This is a genomic window from Candidatus Minimicrobia vallesae (genome assembly GCF_018866205.1).
Lineage (GTDB): Bacteria > Patescibacteriota > Saccharimonadia > Saccharimonadales > Saccharimonadaceae > Nanosynbacter > Nanosynbacter vallesae.
Window position 1 is genome coordinate 44,156 of the sequence record NZ_CP076459.1, and the last position, 15,826, is coordinate 59,981.

Consider the following 15,826-nt stretch of genomic DNA (forward strand, 5'->3'; position numbering starts at 1 on the left):
ACTAGACAGTATGGAACAGATTATTTCTCAAGTAGTGAAGCAACTTTTTGATCAGGATATATCGGTACAATTAACGCGTCCTGATCCGAAGTTTGGTGACTTTGCTACAAATGTGGCGTTGCAATTGGCTAAGCCGCTAGGGAAGAATCCGCGTGAAATTGCGGAGATGATTGCTGAAAAACCTGCGCAAAGAAGAAGAGTTTAGCGAAGTAAGCGTGGCTGGTCCAGGTTTTATCAATGTAAAACTGAGCGATCAATCCGTTCTAAATTCTTTGAAAAAAGAGCCAACGACGAAGCGCGCCGGTCAGACGGTTGTAATTGAAACCAATTGCCCGAATCCATTTAAGGCTATGCACATCGGACACGCTTTGAATGCGATTTTGGCAGACACGATGGCTAACTTGCTGGCGGTTGATGGCGCAATTGTGCATCGAGTGAGTTATCACGGTGATGTCGGAACGCATGTTGGTAAAAGTATGTGGGCGATTTTGCGTGAGATTGACGGCGATGTGAATAAATTGAACGAAATCCCAGCTGATAAGCGAAATGAATTTATGAGTCGCATGTACGTTGAAGGTGCGCGTGCGGCGAAAGAATCTCCAGAGGCAAAGGCAGAAATTGATGAACTAGCCAAGCAATCATTCGTCCTGGATGATCCACTATATAAACAAGTTTACGAAATCTGTAAAAGTTGGAGTTTTGACGAAATTGACTCTAATGTTGGGCGACTTGGAAACGTGCCGATTGAGCGACGTTACGTTGAGAGCGAAACTGAAGAATTGGGAAAATCTCTGATTAAAGAGAAAACTCCAGAGGTGTTTACCAAATCTGACGGTGCGTATGTTTTTAAGGGCAGCAAATACGGCGCGTTCGATAACGTGTTTATTGGATCTCATGGCAATGGTCTTTATGGGGCGCATGATATGGGATTGATTCAGTTGAAGTATAAGGACTATCCGAATTTGGACTTGTCAATTACGGTAAATGGCGAGGAGCAAGCAGCATACTTCCGCGGCGTGATTGCGGCTAGTGAATTGTCGATTCCAGCCTTGAAAGGAAAATTGTTCAATTACGCGACTGGCTTGGTTAAATTGACAACTGGAAAAATGAGTTCGCGAACGGGTGAGGTTGTTACAATTGGCTGGCTGTTCGATGAGTTTAAGAAGGCAATTGAAAATGCTGGCGGCGAGCCAACTGACGACGTGATTGCTGGCGCGCTCCGTTATCAATTCTTGAAAGTGAAGATCGGCGGCGACGTCATATTTGATATTAATGACGCGGTAAGTTTGACGGGAAATACGGGAAGCTACTTGCAATACGCTCACGCCCGAGCGCGAGGTATTTTAGCTAAATCCGATAAAGAAATTGCCTTTCCGACAGAGTTGTTTGACGAGGATAAAATGCTGGTCAGAAAATTGAGTGAGTACGTGGACGTGGTTGATCGTGCTAAGGAGAGTTTGGAGCCTCATCACATTTGTACATATTTGTTTGAATTGGCGCAGGAATTTAATCGATATTACGAGAAAAATCAGGTTATTGGTAGCGACAAAGAGGCGCATCGCGTAGGAATCGTGGCAATTTATGCCGACATTCTTAAGGCTGGACTGGCTATTTTGGGAATCGTGGCACCAGATCGCTTGTAACCATCCCGTAATAGTATGGTACAATCAAGGCGTTACTTAATGTAAAGGAGCTATATGGCAGAGAAAAAAGTAGCCAAGAAAGTGGCAGTCAAAAAAACTACAACCAAAAAGTCAATCATTAAAAAACCAAGCGTAGCAGTGTTGAAAGAAAAAGTAGGCGCGGTAAAAAGCCATGGTGGTGGGTTTGTAAACTTTATCCGTGAACAAGGTGTTGTCGGTTTGGCTGTAGGTTTGGCAATTGGTACTGCAGCTGGTGATACAGTTAAAAAGTTGGTGACGGCATTTATTGACCCGTTAGTGCAGTTGATCGTTGGTTCTCAACAAGGTTTACAATCAGCTTCATTTACGGTTGAAATTGCTGGACGTAGGGGTGAGTTTTTATACGGCGCGTTTATTAGCTCGTTAATTACGTTGATAGCCGTTGCATTTGTTGTCTATACAAATATTCAGTTTTTTAAGTTAGACAAACTAGACAAGAAAAAGCTAAGACGCTTACGTTTGCTATTTTACTTTCTCCTATCTACAATGTGAGTATAAAGGAGAGAGTAGTGTGAAAGATGGAGTTCGGCGGCCGGGCTATTTACGTAGATCGCAAGAACCTAGCAGTAGTCATTTATTGAGTCGAAATATTGAAAGACCCAGTCAACCGTCGTATAGTTATGGTGAACCGCCCGAACAGAGGCGACAGCGTTTAAAAGAATTGCGGGAACGGTACAGTAAACTACCGGAAACTCCTTTTGCTGACTATGATCTTGGTGACAAAAAACTACCTGCATATAAGCACAAAGCAGAGATATTAGACACATTATCGGAAAGTAAAATATCCTGGCTGTGCGGACCGACGGGTAGTGGTAAAACGACACAAACCGCTCAGTATGCACTGGAGCGGTTTGATCGTGTCGTGGTGTTGATGCCGCGGCGGGTTATCGTCGATAATGTTACTGAATATGTCGAGAAGAGTTTGCGTGAACAGCTTGGCGAACAATATCCTAATCACTTGGTGGGCAAGATTCACGGACGTGCCACTGAAGCGACGCCGGACACTAGGCTCTGTTTCATGACTCCAGCAACGTTTACGAAAAAGCTGGAACAATTTTCTAGCGACTGGCAGGACGAGAAGACGCTTATCCTGGTTGATGAAATACATGAAGCCAATTTGGAGATGGAATTTGCTACCGCTCTGGCGGCAAAATCGATAGAGAATACCGGCAAATGGCATATGGCTTTTTCTAGTGCCACGCCTGATACAGAAGTTTCTCAGGCGATGTACGAAGATATTAATGGGTCAGAACTACCAGTCGTAACCATTGAGGGTCGGCCGCATGATATTGATATTGAAGAAGATAAGGTGAATACCGTATCCGAAGCCTACCTTGAATATGGTAAGGACTCGAAAAAATCACTAATCTTTGTTGAAGGCGTGAGGAGTATTGATGAGACCATTGCGTCAATCAAACGTCATACTCGCCATCAATCCGGGAAAATACGATTTTTCAAACTACATTCTGGCATATCAGAAGCTGCACGCCGAGAGATTTTTACTGCCAAACCAGCAGAAGATGAGTCGTTTGTCATCGTTTCGACCTCGGCTGGACAGTCTGGAATCACCATCCCTGAGGTTGATTTGGTGCTGTCAAATGGACTGACGAAGAGTAAGGAGATTGGTGAAGAAGGCACAGAAGGGCTGCCACCTCGATTGTGTACTCAAGCAGAGCTGATGCAGCAGGCGGGGCGTGGCGGTCGTGATATTGATGGCGCTAAGTTTGTATTGGCTCGTCCGATATCTTACGATAAGATTTATTTGCCAGATGAGCTGAAAGGATTTTATGATATTGCGTCCCGTGAACAGCATATTCCACCGGAGATATATCACACGAATATTGTGCGCAACGTTTTGTCGGCTATCCATCTGAATGGTGATTTTGAGGATCTGAACCGATACCTGATGCATCCTGTTGCTAGTAAAAAAGTTATTCAAGAGTCGTACGATTTGCTGGAAACCCTGGAAGCAATTGATGGAGAGGGGCAGATCACAAAAATTGGTGAGTTTATGGATAGTTTACCATTGTCGCCAGAACTTTCTCGGTCATTAGCAGAAATGATTAAGAATGGGGGAAGCTTACGTGAAGTGTTGGCATTATCGGCCATGGCAGCCTCCGTCTCGGGTGGTGGCTTTGCCGCCTGGCATCAACCAAAGGAATTGTTCCAGGAATTTGTCAGCCCCGATACAACAGATGACTTTTTTGCCGAATACGATGCTTTTTTGAAAACCAGAGAGATTTATGACGGCTGTCGTACTGACAATGACGTCTACCTGACTAATGGTATTGATCCCAATAAGGCGGATAATATTCACTATCAATTTAGTAAAATATGTCGGCGCCTGTCGGTTAATCCAAACGATATCGACATGGGTGAACTAAACAGCGAGGAAAAACACAATATATCAGTGGCTTTGGTGCGCGGGTTTCAGGAATTATTGTATACCAAAGCTGGTAGTCGGCGCATTGGACGAACAACGGTCAACCAATACACCAACATTCACACTGGCGAACGTGGTATTTCTGAGTATGAAATTAGTTCGCACAGCTTAGTGCGACGTATGGGCTCGGAGGCGTTGACGTTAGTGCTGGCTTTACCGTGGTGGTATGATGCGCATGATGGTCGTCGATACACACTCAACACAATTTTACCAGTAACCAAGAATCAAGTTGCTCAAGCCTTGAGTAGCAGCGCTGTGTCTGAATCCCTTGGTGATAGAGTTGCTCCTAATGGTGACTTGGTTCGTGTGACGCGGCCGAAAGTCGGCTCGCTGATACTCGGTCCAGAGCGGCAGCAAAAAATCCCCGCCATAACAGATGAGCAAATCGCGCTGATAGTGGACGCAATGAAAAACAAGGCTAATAAACAAGTAAGAGTATTGTTTGATTTACAACATCAGCGAGTTATCACCAAGGGTCAATTGCATCAGGTCCTAGACGGGTCTGCGGTAAATAGTCACAATGTCCATGAGGCGGAGGCTAAGGTTTGGGCTGAAGTGCAGAATGTGTTAACGAGCGAGCAGCAAGAAGCTTTTTATGGTCAGATAAACAGATAACGAGTAGTATAATAGATGATATGAAAGCAAGTTTTAAGCCGAAAAAGATTTTATGGGTGGATTTGGAGATGACTGGATTAGATCCAGTGCGTGATGAGATTTTGGAAGTGGCGGCAATTGCGACGGATTGGAATTTTAAGGAAATTGCGACGTATGAAGGAATTGTGCGCCACGATTCGGAAAAGCTGGCTAAGTTGTTAGATCGAAATGCTGGTTTTTGGAATGAGCATCCGGAAGCGCGACGCGGGCTGGAGGAGCAGAATGAATCGGGCAAGCCTTTGGCGGAAATAGAACGCGAATTGTTGGCGTTTTGTGATGAGCATTTTGCGGGTGAAACGAAGATTTTGTTAGCAGGCAATTCAATTCATCAGGATCGTCGATTCATTGACCAATGGTGGCCAACGTTGTCAAAAAGACTACATTATCGTGTGTTGGATGTGAGCGCATGGAAGGTGGTGTTTGAAGGTAAATACGGTAAGAAATTCGCCAAGCCAGAAGATCATCGAGCACTGGAAGACATCCGCGGCAGCATTATGGAACTTGAATATTATTTGAAAAAGGTAAAGGTATGACACATAAACAATTTGAAGAATTTATTTTAAGTTTGCCGGGCGTATGGCTGGATTATCCATTTGGCGAGGATGTTGCGGTATATAAATTTGGTAGAGATAATGACGGTGCGGGGAAAATGGTGGCATTGGTGACGGAAGGCTCAAAGCCGCTCAGAGTAAGCCTAAAATGCGATCCGTTGTTGGCGCAGAATTTACGAGAAAAATACGAAACGGTTTTACCGGGCTATCACTTAAACAAGAAACATTGGAATACAATTATTTGTTCAGGTCAATTGACTGACGAAGAGGTCTTTGATTTGGCGAGGTTGAGCTATCGATTAGTCTCGGAAGCTTAATCTGCCTTAATAATTTGATTGATCTGCTTCTGAATATTCTCTAAGTCGCCAGCAGTTTTTACTAGCCATTCGCGCATCTTTTTTGACTTGGTGGACTTGTACACCTTTTTCATCATGTTGATTGTATCTGTTATTTGCACATTCATCTCATGGGCATAGGTAATATCCAATTGCGCATTCAGAAGAGCTTCGTCCAATTTTTTCTCTAATTTTTCTGACGGATCTAAGGCGAGGATGTCCTTTTGTTTTTCCTTATAATTGATGCCGGTTGCCTGAAGCGCTTCGCCCATTGAGGCGTCTGCGGTGGTCAGCACTGCAACTAGGGAACTATTAGTGGTTTGTAAACTAGTTGAGCGGAATTTATTATTGTATTTTTTGGAAATAGTGAGTAGCTTATTAACGCGCGCCGCAACTTGTGACGGACTAGCGCTTGGCATAGAATCTTGTGAAAAAACGAATATCGCAATCAGAGTTATCAATCCGATAAAACTCAAAATAGCGATGATGATTTTGGTTGTTTTATCAAAACCTTCCGCTGGCGGAGGTGTGGCAATTTGATTCAGATAATCGATACCTTGAGGTTGGTTATTCAAATTGTCAGGATACATATTTCTATTTAACCACAAACAATAACAGAGGTAAAGAGTGATATAGATAAAAATATGAATGATGCCAAAGAAGAAGTGCGGGCGCGACTGAACATCGAGGATGTGATTGGTGAGTATGTTCAGTTGAAGCGAGCGGGGCGCAATTTGAAGAAGTTTAAGTCCGTTTACCGACGAGCGAACCCCAAGCTTTATGGTCAGTCCAGAAAAGCAGATTTAGCATGATTTTTCTTCTGGAAAAGGTGGCGATATTTTTACGTTTGTGATGATGGTGGAAGGAATGGATTTTCGTCAATCGCTGGAGCATTTGGCTCGGAAGGCGGGCGTTGATCTGACTTTGTTTTCTAGCGGCGACGGACGAACAGCCAAGCGCCGTGCTAGGGCCAGAGAAGCGCTTAAATTAGCAGCTAATTTCTATCAGCAGAATTTGGTAAAAAATTCATTAGCTCTGAATTATGTGGTTAAAAAACGGCGATTAAATCGTCAAACAATTGGTGATTTTTTGATTGGCTATGCGCCGGAGAATGGCGACACGCTGACGAAAGCGTTGGAAAAAAGAGGATTTTCTAGACAGGAATTGGCGGACGCTGGCTTGTCGAATAGGTTTGGCGGTGATTTATTTCGTGGGCGAATGATGGTGGCGTTGAGTGACGGCAATGGAGAGGTTGTGGGATTTACTGGCAGAATTATTCGTGACGATCCGCGCGCACCAAAATACTTGAACACGCCGCAAACACTGTTATTTGATAAATCGCGACATATTTTTGGTTTGCATCAGGCCAAGGAAGCGATTCGAAAAAGCGATGTGGCGGTGATTGTTGAGGGCAATTTGGACGTAATTAGCAGTCATCAAGCGGGCGTCAAAAACGTGGTTGCGACCTCCGGAACGGCGATGACGACGCAACATTTGAAGTCGCTTAGTCGATTGGCAGGGCGGATTCGCTTGGCGTTTGATGGCGATCGAGCGGGAGTTAACGCAACGGAGCGGGCAATCAATTTGGCGCAGGAAGTCGGTGTGGAGTTGGAAGTTGTGAGTTTGCCTGATGGCGTCAAAGATCCAGACGAATTGATCCAAAAAGATCCAGCGCTTTGGCAAGCGGCGATTGACCAATCTCAGCCAGCGGTGGATTGGGTGATTGACAGATACGCGGAAATGGAGAATTTAAAGTCGGCGGAAGGCAAGCGAAGATTCTCGACCATTGCACTGAGAATTGTCCGAGGTTTGAAAGATCCGGTGGAGCAAGAGCATTATTTGTCGGTGATTTCTGAAAAAACTGGCGCATCAATTACCGCACTGAAGGCAAAATTGTCGAATGAAAAAGTCACTGAACATCAATTGAAAAAAGGCAAAAATTGAGAAAAGAAAAACCGACTCCGGTTCAGGATGAAATCCGGAGGATATGCTGGCGGGGTTGGCGGCGAGTGAAAAATCCCAGCGGCGCTGGTTGGCGGCGGTCTCTGGCGAAATGTTGGATGATGACAACGCGCGGCAATTGATTGGCTATATACGAAAAAACCCAGACGGAAAAATCTGGGCGAAGTTCCGCTGGACTTGCAAAAAATCGAACAGTATGTAAAAATAGTACAGTTGAAAAAGTGAAAGTCGTTAATCGCCAATTGGGAGCAAAAAAGCTTAGACGAAGAGATGGCTCGGCTGAATCAGACAGATAACAATCAAACATCGCGAAAACAAAAAGAATCAACTATTAACGCAGCTTAGAGAGGCCGAGGCGTCGGGCGATGAGGTTTTGTCTCAGAATTTGCGCCAGAGCTTAAATAATCTGATTAAGGAGAAAATGTGAGCGACGATATCACGACGAAGCCAGTAAACTTAAACGAAGATGATGATTTTGATCCAACGCTTATAGACGAAGAAGAATCGGAAGATTTGGATTCGTTGACAACTGGGCAATATTTGGACGACGTGTCGGACGACTCGGTCAGGCTGTACTTGCGCGAAATTGGTAAAATTCCACTACTTAGTGCTGAAGAAGAAATGGACTTGGCGCGCCGAATTGTCGAAGGCGATAAGAAGGCTAAGGATAAGATGGCTGAGGCGAATATGCGCTTGGTGGTGTCAATTGCTAAGCGTTATTCTGGTCGTGGTTTGGACTTTTTAGATTTGATTCAAGAGGGAAATACTGGACTTTTGCGTGCGGTTGAGAAGTTTGATCCAGATAAGGGATTTAAGTTTTCGACTTATGCAACTTGGTGGATTCGTCAGGCAATTACGCGTGCGATTGCTGATCAGGCGCGAACGATTCGTATTCCAGTTCACATGGTGGAAACGATCAATAAATTGCTGCGTACTCAGCGACGAATGACACAGGAATTGAACCGTGAGCCGACAATTGAAGAATTGTCTAAAGAGCTGGACATGGAACCAGAGAAAATTGAATATGTCATTAAGATCAAGCAGGATATTTCTTCTCTGGATGCCGGTGTTGGTCGTGACGGTGAAGATGATGATTCTGTGTTGCAAGATTTTATCGTTGACGAAGATACGGTTTCACCAGAAGATTCCGCTTCAAATCAATTGTTAAAAGAGCAAGTTCAGGAAATTCTATCAAGTTTGAGTGATCGCGAGCAAAAAATTGTTCGAATGCGTTTTGGTTTGGACAATGGAAAAAACCACACTTTGGAAGAAGTTGGTCAGGAATTTGCGGTTACGCGTGAGCGAATTCGTCAGATTGAAGCTAAGGCGCTAGCAAAACTTCGCAAGCACAAAGATGCGAAAAAACTTTACGAATATCTGGATTAATTAACACTGTTCGGGCGATTTACAAAAATGGGCGTCGTGAGTTGCGGCGTCTATTTTTTGGTGTAATTGCTCGAGGCTGCCGTCGTTAATGATGAAATAATCAGCAATAGCAATTGGTCCACCTTTTTCCAAATTCTCGATTTCTGACCAGTCGCGCTGATCGACTTCGTGCGGTTGCATTGGGCGTTCCGTACGCTTAGCCATTCGTTGATAACGGAGGTATTTCGGTGTAACAATAGCAATAACGACAACTTGTCCAGGAAATTCGTGCTTAAGGAATTTATATTCACTCCAAGTGTATAATCCGTCCAAAACGATTTTATTTTGCCCAGCGTTTATTAAATCGTGGATGTTTTTTATGACGCGTTTGATTACGAAATCTTTGCCTTCACGGCGACGAATTTCTTCGCGGAATTGTTGTTGATTGTCCCAAGTTTTTTCAATTCCAGCCTCGTCCATGGCTTTATAAATAACGCCACCGAAGTAAATTTTTGGAAATCCTTTTTCTGTCAAATATTCGACAGCCGAACTTTTGCCGCTGCCCGCCAATCCAACCAGGGCGATAATTTTTGCGTATGGTTGTGTCATGTACTAATTTTAACAATTTGTTGACATTCTTCCAAATAGAGAGTATGTTTGTGATAAGTATTATGGAAACAGTTCATGGATGTGCTGAAAAGTTACCTCAGAATCCACTTTCTGATTTTAGTATCTGGGGCCGTTTAATAGAATATCGTAAAAAAGTTCAATGGGACGATATATTAGCCCAAGTTAATGAGTTAGAATCAAATTTTGATCGTAATAAAGCATGGAAAAGATTTGTTAAAGAACCTGTTGTTGATCAGTTTGGTCAGGTATGGATGATTTAGGAAGCCTGCAACAATCCGACATCTAATCCGAAAGATCGATATCAGATATAAGATGCCAGACGGTAAATATAAGTTTAATTATGTTTTTATAGATGATCTTTTCTATGCAGATTTGATTTTGCCCACTTCTATTTCTACAAGTACAGGGATCGATTTATACATTTTCTGTCGGATTTGATAATTTTGGTGAGGCAGAATTATTGCATATAATAACGAGCGATAAGACAGATAATAAATAAGACAAGGGAATACTGTCACCTCTTCAATTACGAAAGGGAAAAGTGGAAGTCTCATAGGCGTTGGATGAAATACGATGATGGCTCCTACAATTCTATGGAAGAACTTAGAAAAATCTATAAGAGATACGAGAAATGGCTGAAAAAACAGGGCAATGATTCTTTCAATGCTGAAAAAATATTTGGGGAGATTTATGATAATTATGGGAGAATACTACAAAAACTTGCCGAAGCGTCAATAATCTCAATAGCCGCTTAAATGCTACAATAGAAGTATGAAGCGTCTAGTGGTTATTGATGGAAAGTCGGTGTTTTACCGAGGTTATTATGCTATGCCGGGATTGTCGATGGCTGACGGAACTCCGACTGGTGGTGTGTACGGATTTGTAAGTTTGGCAATTGAGCTGATTAAGAAATTGGAGCCGGATTATGTGGCGGTAGCTTGGGATAAACGAGGCACGAATATTCGCAAGCGGCGGGAATTATATCCAGAATATAAAGCTGGTCGCAAGCCGGCGCCAGATGATTTTTACCAGCAAATCCCGATTTTAATGAGCTGCTTGATGCGTTTGGCTGGCCGCTTTATGAAATTGATGATTACGAGGCGGACGATATTATGGGCGCGTTTGCCAGGCAAGCGGAATCTCGCGGAATTGAAACGTGCTTGATAACGTCGGATTTGGACGCATTGCAATTGATATCACCGATGACCAAAGTTTACGCCCATGAAAAATGGCTTAAGGAATATCGAGGAATTCACAGCGGAACACTTTGAAGAAAAATACGGAATTCGGACGGAACAATTATTAGACCTGAAGGCGCTGAAGGGCGATTCTAGTGACAATTTACCGGGAGTGCCAGGAATTGGTCAGAAAACAGCGGTGAAATTATTGCAAGAATATGAAACGCTGGACGGAGTTTATGAACATCTGGACGAGCAAAAAGGCGCTTTGCGAACAAAGTTGGAAAATGGTCGCGAGTCGGCATATTTGACCAAGCAAGTGGCGGAAATTTGGACGGACGCGCCGATTGAGCTGGACTGGGATGTGGCGGATGTTAATGATTGCGATTTTGCGCGAGTAACGGAAATTCTGCAGAAGTTGGAGTTTAATTCGCTAATTGGACGATTGCCGCGAACGATGCAAGCGGAAAATGAGAAAAAAGAAGAACCGAAGTTGGATATTCCACGAATTGAAAAATTACCCGACATGCCGATGTTTGAGGCGGAAAATATAATATATATCGATTCGTCGGAGCCTGACGTAATTTACATAAGCTCAAATCCTGAGTCAGCGTGGACGGCGAAAATTGATGAAATTAGTCAATCTATGTGGCAATTATTGGCGCAGGGAATTGTGATCGCGGCGGACGTCAAGCAGTTATATCACGCACTGGATAATCATGGCGTGGCGGTGCGTTTTCACGAAGTTTGGGATGTTGGGCAGGCGGCGTTTTTGATTGATCCGCTGAAGCGCGATCGTAGTTTGAATGCGCTGTCTGGTGATTTTTCTGATGACAATTCCGCGCCTTATCAATTGGCTCGCTTGCATAAAATTTATCGTGAACAAAAAGTTTACATGTCGAACAATTCGCAAATTGCGCGTGTGGCTTACGAGTTTGATTTTCCAGTAATTTGGGCGCTATTCCAGATGGAAAAACGCGGGATGAAGTTGGATCGATACGCTATTAAAACAGATGGGCGATGAGCTGGCGGCGGAAGTTAGTGAGCTTGAACAACAAATGTATTCCATGGCAGGATACGAGTTTAACGCGTCTAGTCCAGCGCAACTTTCTGAGGTTTTGTTTACCAAATTGCAATTACCAACCGCGGGCATAAAAAAGGGAAAAACTGGATATTCAACAGGTCAAAAAGAGTTGGATAAATTACGCGGACAACATCCGATTATCGAGTTGATTGAGCGATATCGAGAATTGACCAAATTGATCAGCACGTACATTGAGGCGTTACCAAAATTGATGGCGGCTGATGGGCGAATTCACACCACGTTTAATCAGGATGTAACCAGCACGGGGCGGCTAAGTAGTACGAATCCGAATTTACAGAATATTCCGGTGCGGACTGAACTGGGCAGGAAAATTCGCCAGGCGTTTGTTCCGAGTGATGGCAAAGTTTTTGTCGGCGCGGATTATTCACAATTTGAGCTGAGGCTGGCGGCTGTGTTGGCGGGCGACGAGAAGTTGATTGAAGACTTTAATAGCGATGTTGATATTCACGCAAAAACGGCGGCGGAAACATACGGAATATCAATTGACGAAGTAAACAAATCTCAGCGTCGAGCAGCGAAAGTGATCAATTTTGGTGTACTTTACGGAATGAGTCCGCACGGTTTGGCGGCGGCTACGGGAATGTCATTTACAGAGGCGAAAAAGTTTATTGATCATTATTTTGAGGTGCGAAAACCGATTCGTCAGTACTTGGATAAAATTTTAACTCAAGCGCGAGAACAGGGATTTGTTGAAACGTATTTTGGCAGGCGACGACCAACGCCTGATGTAAAATCGAGCAATTTTATGGTGCGATCTTCGGCGGAAAGGGCTGCGATGAATATGCCAATTCAAGGCACGGAAGCGGATTTGATGAAATTGGCAATGATTCGATTGGAGGACAAGTTGTCGGGCTTGGCTGACGCGATTTTACAAGTTCATGATTCGATTTTGGTGGAATGCAAACCTGAAGACGTCCAGAAAGTCAGCGAGATTATGAAAGCGGAAATGGAAGGCGTTTGTCCAGAATTGCCGATTAAATTGAAAGTAGATGTCGGTACGGGCGTAAATTGGGGTGAAGTGTAGAAAATATGGTATAATTACGCCATGAAATACACTCAACGACGAAATTCATTTTCTCGATTTGTACCAATTTTGCTGGTTATTGTTATCACGGTTGTGGCGGTAGCAGCGGTTATTGCGATTGGTCGAGCATTATTTGGCAAAAACGATTCAGGTCAAACAACGGATCAGAATGTTAACGTAGGGCAAGTTGCTTTGTTGTCGACGGACGTGGGAAGCGCGGTTCGATTGACAGTGCGCGGACCGATTGTAGCGAATGAGAATTTCCGCTCATACAGCATCACTATTTCGCCAGAATCTCGCGAAATGACAACGTACGAGGGATATTTGGATAAGCCGATTGCAGAGAAAAAATTGGACAATAACAGCAAGGCTTATACGGAGCTGGTTTATGCGCTTGATAAGCGAAAAATGATGGAAGGCACGCCGCTAACTGAGCAGCAAAACGATTTGCGGGGAATTTGTGCTAGCGGTAAAATTTACAAATTCGAAACTTTGAAGGACAATTCCGTTGTGAAGAGTTTGTGGACGTCGGATTGTAGCGGCTCTAAGGGCTCGGCGCAAGCTAATGTAAACGAGATTTTGGATATGTTTTTGAAGCAAATTCCTGACGGCAAGAAAATGGCGGCTGGAATTGGTCTAAGTCAAGAAGAAGCTTTGTTTAAGCTGTAGGACTTGCCGAATGCCAGAACTACCCGAAGTTGAGACAGTTCGTCGCGGTTTGGCGGATTTACTGCCAGGTCAGGCTGTTGTGCGAGCGACGGTATTTGATTCGCCAAAGAGTTTTCCGAATTCACCCACTGACGTTCAACAATTTTTATACGGTGCGCATGTAACGGCGGTGCGACGGCGAGCAAAAGTGACGGATGATTGATCTGGATACGCAGTATTCGCTGGTGATACATCTGAAGATGACAGGGCAACTGATGTTTTCGTAGATGACTGGGCAATTGATTTTTCGTGGGGCTAATAGTTTTGCTGGCGGTCATCCGAATGATAGTTTGATCGGTGAATTGCCTGATAGATCGACACGAGTGCAAATTGATTTTACGGATGGTTCGCGCCTGTTTTTCAATGATCAGCGTAAGTTTGGCTGGATGAAATTAATGCCGACTGATGAGATAGAAAATTTGCCATTTATGCAGAAAGTTGGTCCGGAACCGCTCGATAAAAAAACTCGAGGCGGGTGACTTTATTAAGCGAATTCGTCGTCGGCAAAATTCGATGATCAAGCCAGCGTTTCTTGATCAGTCGGTGATCGCTGGAGTTGGTAATATTTATGCCGATGAAGCTCTGTGGGCTGCGAAAATTCACCCTCAGACGCGCGTCAAAAATATTAGTGATAACCAATTGGAAGATTTGTTTAACGAACTGCGTCAGATTTTGCAATTGAGCATTGATCAGGGCGGTTCGACGGATAAAAATTATGTTGACGCTGAAGGCAGAAAAGGTAATTATCTATCATTTGCGCATGTATTTCGTCGGGAAGGTCAGCCGTGCCATCGACATCCTGATCAAGAGATTGTAAAGATGAAAGTTTCTGGACGCGGTACGCATATTTGTCCAGTTTGCCAGGTGGAGGCGAAGTGATTTACCTTTTTTACGGCGAAAATGAATTCGAGAAACGGCAAGCGATTGCTAAGCTGATCGGCGACGAAAAAGCGGCGCGACATGATGGTGAAGATTTGACGTTGGCTGGAATGCAGGAAATAGCAATTGGGCAGACGCTGTTTATGAACTCGTCGGTGTATTTGATTTCAAAACTAGGCGAAAATTCTGAGATTTGGTCGCAACTTCCAGATATGAAGTTTGATGATGACAGGACGATTATTCTGGTGGAAGATAAAATTGATAAGCGAACAAAAACGTATAAGTGGCTGCAGAAAAATGCCAAAGTTCAGGAATTTTCACCGCTTAGCGATCGCCAAAAACCGCAACTTTTAAAATGGTGCGTGGCGGAAGCGAAGGTTCGCGAGTGTGAATTAACGAATCATCAAGCAGAGATAATTATTGATCGTTTGGGATTTGATCAGTTGCGACCTGAGCAATTTTTTGGATCAATTGGCGCTGGCGCAAAAAGTGACGGATGATTTAATTGACAACCTCATACCTCTGGCGAGGACGGAAAATGTGTTTGATTTGTTTATTTCGGCGCTGGCGGGTGATTATGATAAGGTTCACGATATAATTAGCTATTTGGAGTCGGAAAGTGGCGTTGATGGCGCTTACCAGACAATGGGATTGCTTGCCTCGCAGGCGACTAACTTGACGGCGTTGGTTTTGGCTGACGGCGACAGTAAGTGCTGGTGGCTTCGGATTTTTCGGCTAGTCCGTATGTTTTACGAAAATTGGCGTCTTCAGCAAAAGGCGTCGATAAGGAAAAACTGAAGAGGATAAATGACGCGCTACTTCGGGCGGACTTGCAAATGAAAACAACCTCTGTAAATCCGTGGCTGCTTGTGGAGGCGGCACTGGTTGGAATTGGAAAATAAAAATACCCCAGTTAATTCCGGGGCATTTTCTAGCAATCTTTATGGATTATTTTTCAGCTTTTTTAGCAGCTGGCTTCTTTGCTGGAGCTTTTTTAGCAGCAGTTTTCTTAGCTGTTGCTGGCTGGCTTTGCAGCTGGTTTTTTAGCAGCTTCTAATGTAACACCTGCTTTTTTAGCAATTTTGCTCAATGCGCTCTTTCGGCGAGCAGCAGTGTTTTTCTTAATCAAGCCTTTTTTAACAGCGGTGTCGATTTCGCTTTGTGCTGCAGCAAGAGTCTTTGCGCTTGGTTCTGCAGAGAAAGCTTTAACAGCAGTCTTAATGTCTTTTTTAATGCTGATGTTTCGCTCGCGGCGCTTTAGGGTTTGTTTAGCACGCTTGATGGCGGATTTGATGATTGGCATGTTTCTC

At 43.9% G+C, this 15,826-nt stretch carries 24 protein-coding genes and 1 pseudogene; 22 read left to right on the forward strand and 3 right to left on the reverse strand.

What is annotated here, in order from left to right; translation table 11 throughout:
• Positions 1 to 10: 10 nt before the first annotated feature.
• The 6 genes from KOY49_RS00305 to KOY49_RS00330 are packed head-to-tail and all read left to right on the forward strand — an operon-like array spanning position 11 to position 5,647.
• Positions 11 to 205, forward strand: coding sequence for a hypothetical protein (locus KOY49_RS00305; protein ID WP_232736247.1), 195 nt, complete (start codon positions 11 to 13; stop codon positions 203 to 205).
• Entirely contained in the window at positions 171 to 1,643 is a 1,473-nt protein-coding gene (gene argS, locus KOY49_RS00310; protein ID WP_232736248.1) for an arginine--tRNA ligase, read from the forward strand. Before KOY49_RS00305 ends, argS begins: the two co-directional genes overlap by 35 nt.
• A 54-nt stretch (positions 1,644 to 1,697) precedes the next feature.
• Positions 1,698 to 2,174, forward strand: coding sequence for an MscL family protein (locus KOY49_RS00315; RefSeq protein WP_232736249.1), 477 nt, complete (start codon positions 1,698 to 1,700; stop codon positions 2,172 to 2,174).
• A gap of 19 nt (positions 2,175 to 2,193) precedes the next feature.
• Positions 2,194 to 4,740 carry a helicase-related protein gene (locus KOY49_RS00320; protein WP_232736250.1) on the forward strand — a complete coding sequence of 849 codons (2,547 nt, stop codon included), beginning with the start codon at positions 2,194 to 2,196 and terminating at the stop codon, positions 4,738 to 4,740.
• Between the two features lie 20 nt (positions 4,741 to 4,760).
• Complete coding sequence (gene orn / locus KOY49_RS00325; RefSeq protein WP_232736251.1) at positions 4,761 to 5,312, forward strand: oligoribonuclease; 552 nt, start codon at positions 4,761 to 4,763, stop codon at positions 5,310 to 5,312.
• A complete protein-coding gene (locus KOY49_RS00330) occupies positions 5,309 to 5,647 on the forward strand; it encodes an MmcQ/YjbR family DNA-binding protein (protein WP_129635327.1) in 339 nt (112 codons plus the stop codon). Before orn ends, KOY49_RS00330 begins: the two co-directional genes overlap by 4 nt.
• Here KOY49_RS00330 and KOY49_RS00335 read toward each other — a convergent pair.
• A complete protein-coding gene (locus KOY49_RS00335; protein ID WP_232736252.1) occupies positions 5,644 to 6,255 on the reverse strand; it encodes a hypothetical protein in 612 nt (203 codons plus the stop codon). The two genes, KOY49_RS00330 and KOY49_RS00335, sit on opposite strands and share 4 nt — an antisense overlap.
• 54 nt (positions 6,256 to 6,309) lie before the next feature.
• Between KOY49_RS00335 and KOY49_RS00340 the strand changes: the two genes are divergently transcribed.
• From KOY49_RS00340 to rpoD, 4 genes are all read left to right on the forward strand, one after another.
• Positions 6,310 to 6,477: a hypothetical protein gene (locus KOY49_RS00340; RefSeq protein WP_232736253.1), complete on the forward strand. Its 168-nt coding sequence runs from the start codon at positions 6,310 to 6,312 to the stop codon at positions 6,475 to 6,477.
• A 40-nt stretch (positions 6,478 to 6,517) separates the two neighbouring features.
• Positions 6,518 to 7,609: a DNA primase gene (locus KOY49_RS00345; protein ID WP_232736254.1), complete on the forward strand. Its 1,092-nt coding sequence runs from the start codon at positions 6,518 to 6,520 to the stop codon at positions 7,607 to 7,609.
• Positions 7,610 to 7,652: 43 nt separating this feature from the next.
• Complete coding sequence (locus KOY49_RS00350) at positions 7,653 to 7,829, forward strand: hypothetical protein (RefSeq protein ID WP_232736255.1); 177 nt, start codon at positions 7,653 to 7,655, stop codon at positions 7,827 to 7,829.
• Between the two features lie 233 nt (positions 7,830 to 8,062).
• On the forward strand, positions 8,063 to 9,013 hold the full coding sequence (rpoD, locus tag KOY49_RS00355; RefSeq protein ID WP_376787544.1) for an RNA polymerase sigma factor RpoD: 951 nt from the start codon (positions 8,063 to 8,065) through the stop codon (positions 9,011 to 9,013).
• Here the strand turns inward: rpoD and KOY49_RS00360 are convergent, their stop codons facing one another.
• Positions 9,014 to 9,601: an AAA family ATPase gene (locus KOY49_RS00360; protein ID WP_232736256.1), complete on the reverse strand. Its 588-nt coding sequence runs from the start codon at positions 9,599 to 9,601 to the stop codon at positions 9,014 to 9,016.
• A 62-nt stretch (positions 9,602 to 9,663) separates the two neighbouring features.
• On the opposite strand from KOY49_RS00360, the gene KOY49_RS00365 reads away from it, so the two are divergent.
• The 12 genes and pseudogenes from KOY49_RS00365 (at position 9,664) to KOY49_RS05305 (ending at position 15,418) form a co-directional block, all read left to right on the forward strand.
• Positions 9,664 to 9,882, forward strand: a complete 219-nt coding sequence (locus KOY49_RS00365; RefSeq protein WP_232736257.1) for a hypothetical protein — start codon at positions 9,664 to 9,666, stop codon at positions 9,880 to 9,882.
• Between the two features lie 303 nt (positions 9,883 to 10,185).
• On the forward strand, positions 10,186 to 10,377 hold the full coding sequence (locus tag KOY49_RS00370; RefSeq protein ID WP_232736258.1) for a hypothetical protein: 192 nt from the start codon (positions 10,186 to 10,188) through the stop codon (positions 10,375 to 10,377).
• 73 nt (positions 10,378 to 10,450) lie between these two features.
• Positions 10,451 to 10,893: pseudogene (locus tag KOY49_RS00375) on the forward strand (PIN domain-containing protein).
• Positions 10,844 to 11,824, forward strand: coding sequence for a 5'-3' exonuclease H3TH domain-containing protein (locus tag KOY49_RS00380; protein WP_232736260.1), 981 nt, complete (start codon positions 10,844 to 10,846; stop codon positions 11,822 to 11,824). The pseudogene KOY49_RS00375 and the gene KOY49_RS00380 overlap by 50 nt, the downstream one beginning before the upstream one ends.
• Positions 11,814 to 12,929: a DNA polymerase gene (locus KOY49_RS00385; RefSeq protein ID WP_232736261.1), complete on the forward strand. Its 1,116-nt coding sequence runs from the start codon at positions 11,814 to 11,816 to the stop codon at positions 12,927 to 12,929. Before KOY49_RS00380 ends, KOY49_RS00385 begins: the two co-directional genes overlap by 11 nt.
• A 21-nt stretch (positions 12,930 to 12,950) precedes the next feature.
• A complete protein-coding gene (locus KOY49_RS00390; protein WP_129632112.1) occupies positions 12,951 to 13,598 on the forward strand; it encodes a hypothetical protein in 648 nt (215 codons plus the stop codon).
• A 10-nt stretch (positions 13,599 to 13,608) separates the two neighbouring features.
• The gene (locus KOY49_RS04830) at positions 13,609 to 13,800 is read left to right on the forward strand and encodes a DNA-formamidopyrimidine glycosylase family protein (RefSeq protein ID WP_269802155.1); all 192 of its coding nucleotides are present in this window, start codon (positions 13,609 to 13,611) and stop codon (positions 13,798 to 13,800) included.
• A 64-nt stretch (positions 13,801 to 13,864) separates the two neighbouring features.
• The gene (locus KOY49_RS04835; protein WP_269802156.1) at positions 13,865 to 14,116 is read left to right on the forward strand and encodes an Fpg/Nei family DNA glycosylase; all 252 of its coding nucleotides are present in this window, start codon (positions 13,865 to 13,867) and stop codon (positions 14,114 to 14,116) included.
• The gene (locus tag KOY49_RS00400; protein ID WP_232736262.1) at positions 14,076 to 14,516 is read left to right on the forward strand and encodes an Fpg/Nei family DNA glycosylase; all 441 of its coding nucleotides are present in this window, start codon (positions 14,076 to 14,078) and stop codon (positions 14,514 to 14,516) included. The genes KOY49_RS04835 and KOY49_RS00400 overlap by 41 nt, the downstream gene beginning before the upstream one ends.
• Complete coding sequence (locus KOY49_RS00405) at positions 14,513 to 15,016, forward strand: DNA polymerase III subunit delta (RefSeq protein ID WP_232736263.1); 504 nt, start codon at positions 14,513 to 14,515, stop codon at positions 15,014 to 15,016. The genes KOY49_RS00400 and KOY49_RS00405 overlap by 4 nt, the downstream gene beginning before the upstream one ends.
• Positions 14,979 to 15,314 carry a DNA polymerase III subunit delta gene (locus tag KOY49_RS00410; protein WP_232736264.1) on the forward strand — a complete coding sequence of 112 codons (336 nt, stop codon included), beginning with the start codon at positions 14,979 to 14,981 and terminating at the stop codon, positions 15,312 to 15,314. The genes KOY49_RS00405 and KOY49_RS00410 overlap by 38 nt, the downstream gene beginning before the upstream one ends.
• The gene (locus KOY49_RS05305; RefSeq protein ID WP_376787545.1) at positions 15,233 to 15,418 is read left to right on the forward strand and encodes a hypothetical protein; all 186 of its coding nucleotides are present in this window, start codon (positions 15,233 to 15,235) and stop codon (positions 15,416 to 15,418) included. The genes KOY49_RS00410 and KOY49_RS05305 overlap by 82 nt, the downstream gene beginning before the upstream one ends.
• Before the next feature lie 107 nt (positions 15,419 to 15,525).
• Here KOY49_RS05305 and rpsT read toward each other — a convergent pair whose 3' ends face one another.
• On the reverse strand, positions 15,526 to 15,819 hold the full coding sequence (rpsT, locus tag KOY49_RS00415) for a 30S ribosomal protein S20 (RefSeq protein ID WP_232736265.1): 294 nt from the start codon (positions 15,817 to 15,819) through the stop codon (positions 15,526 to 15,528).
• Between the last annotated feature and the right edge of the window lie 7 nt (positions 15,820 to 15,826).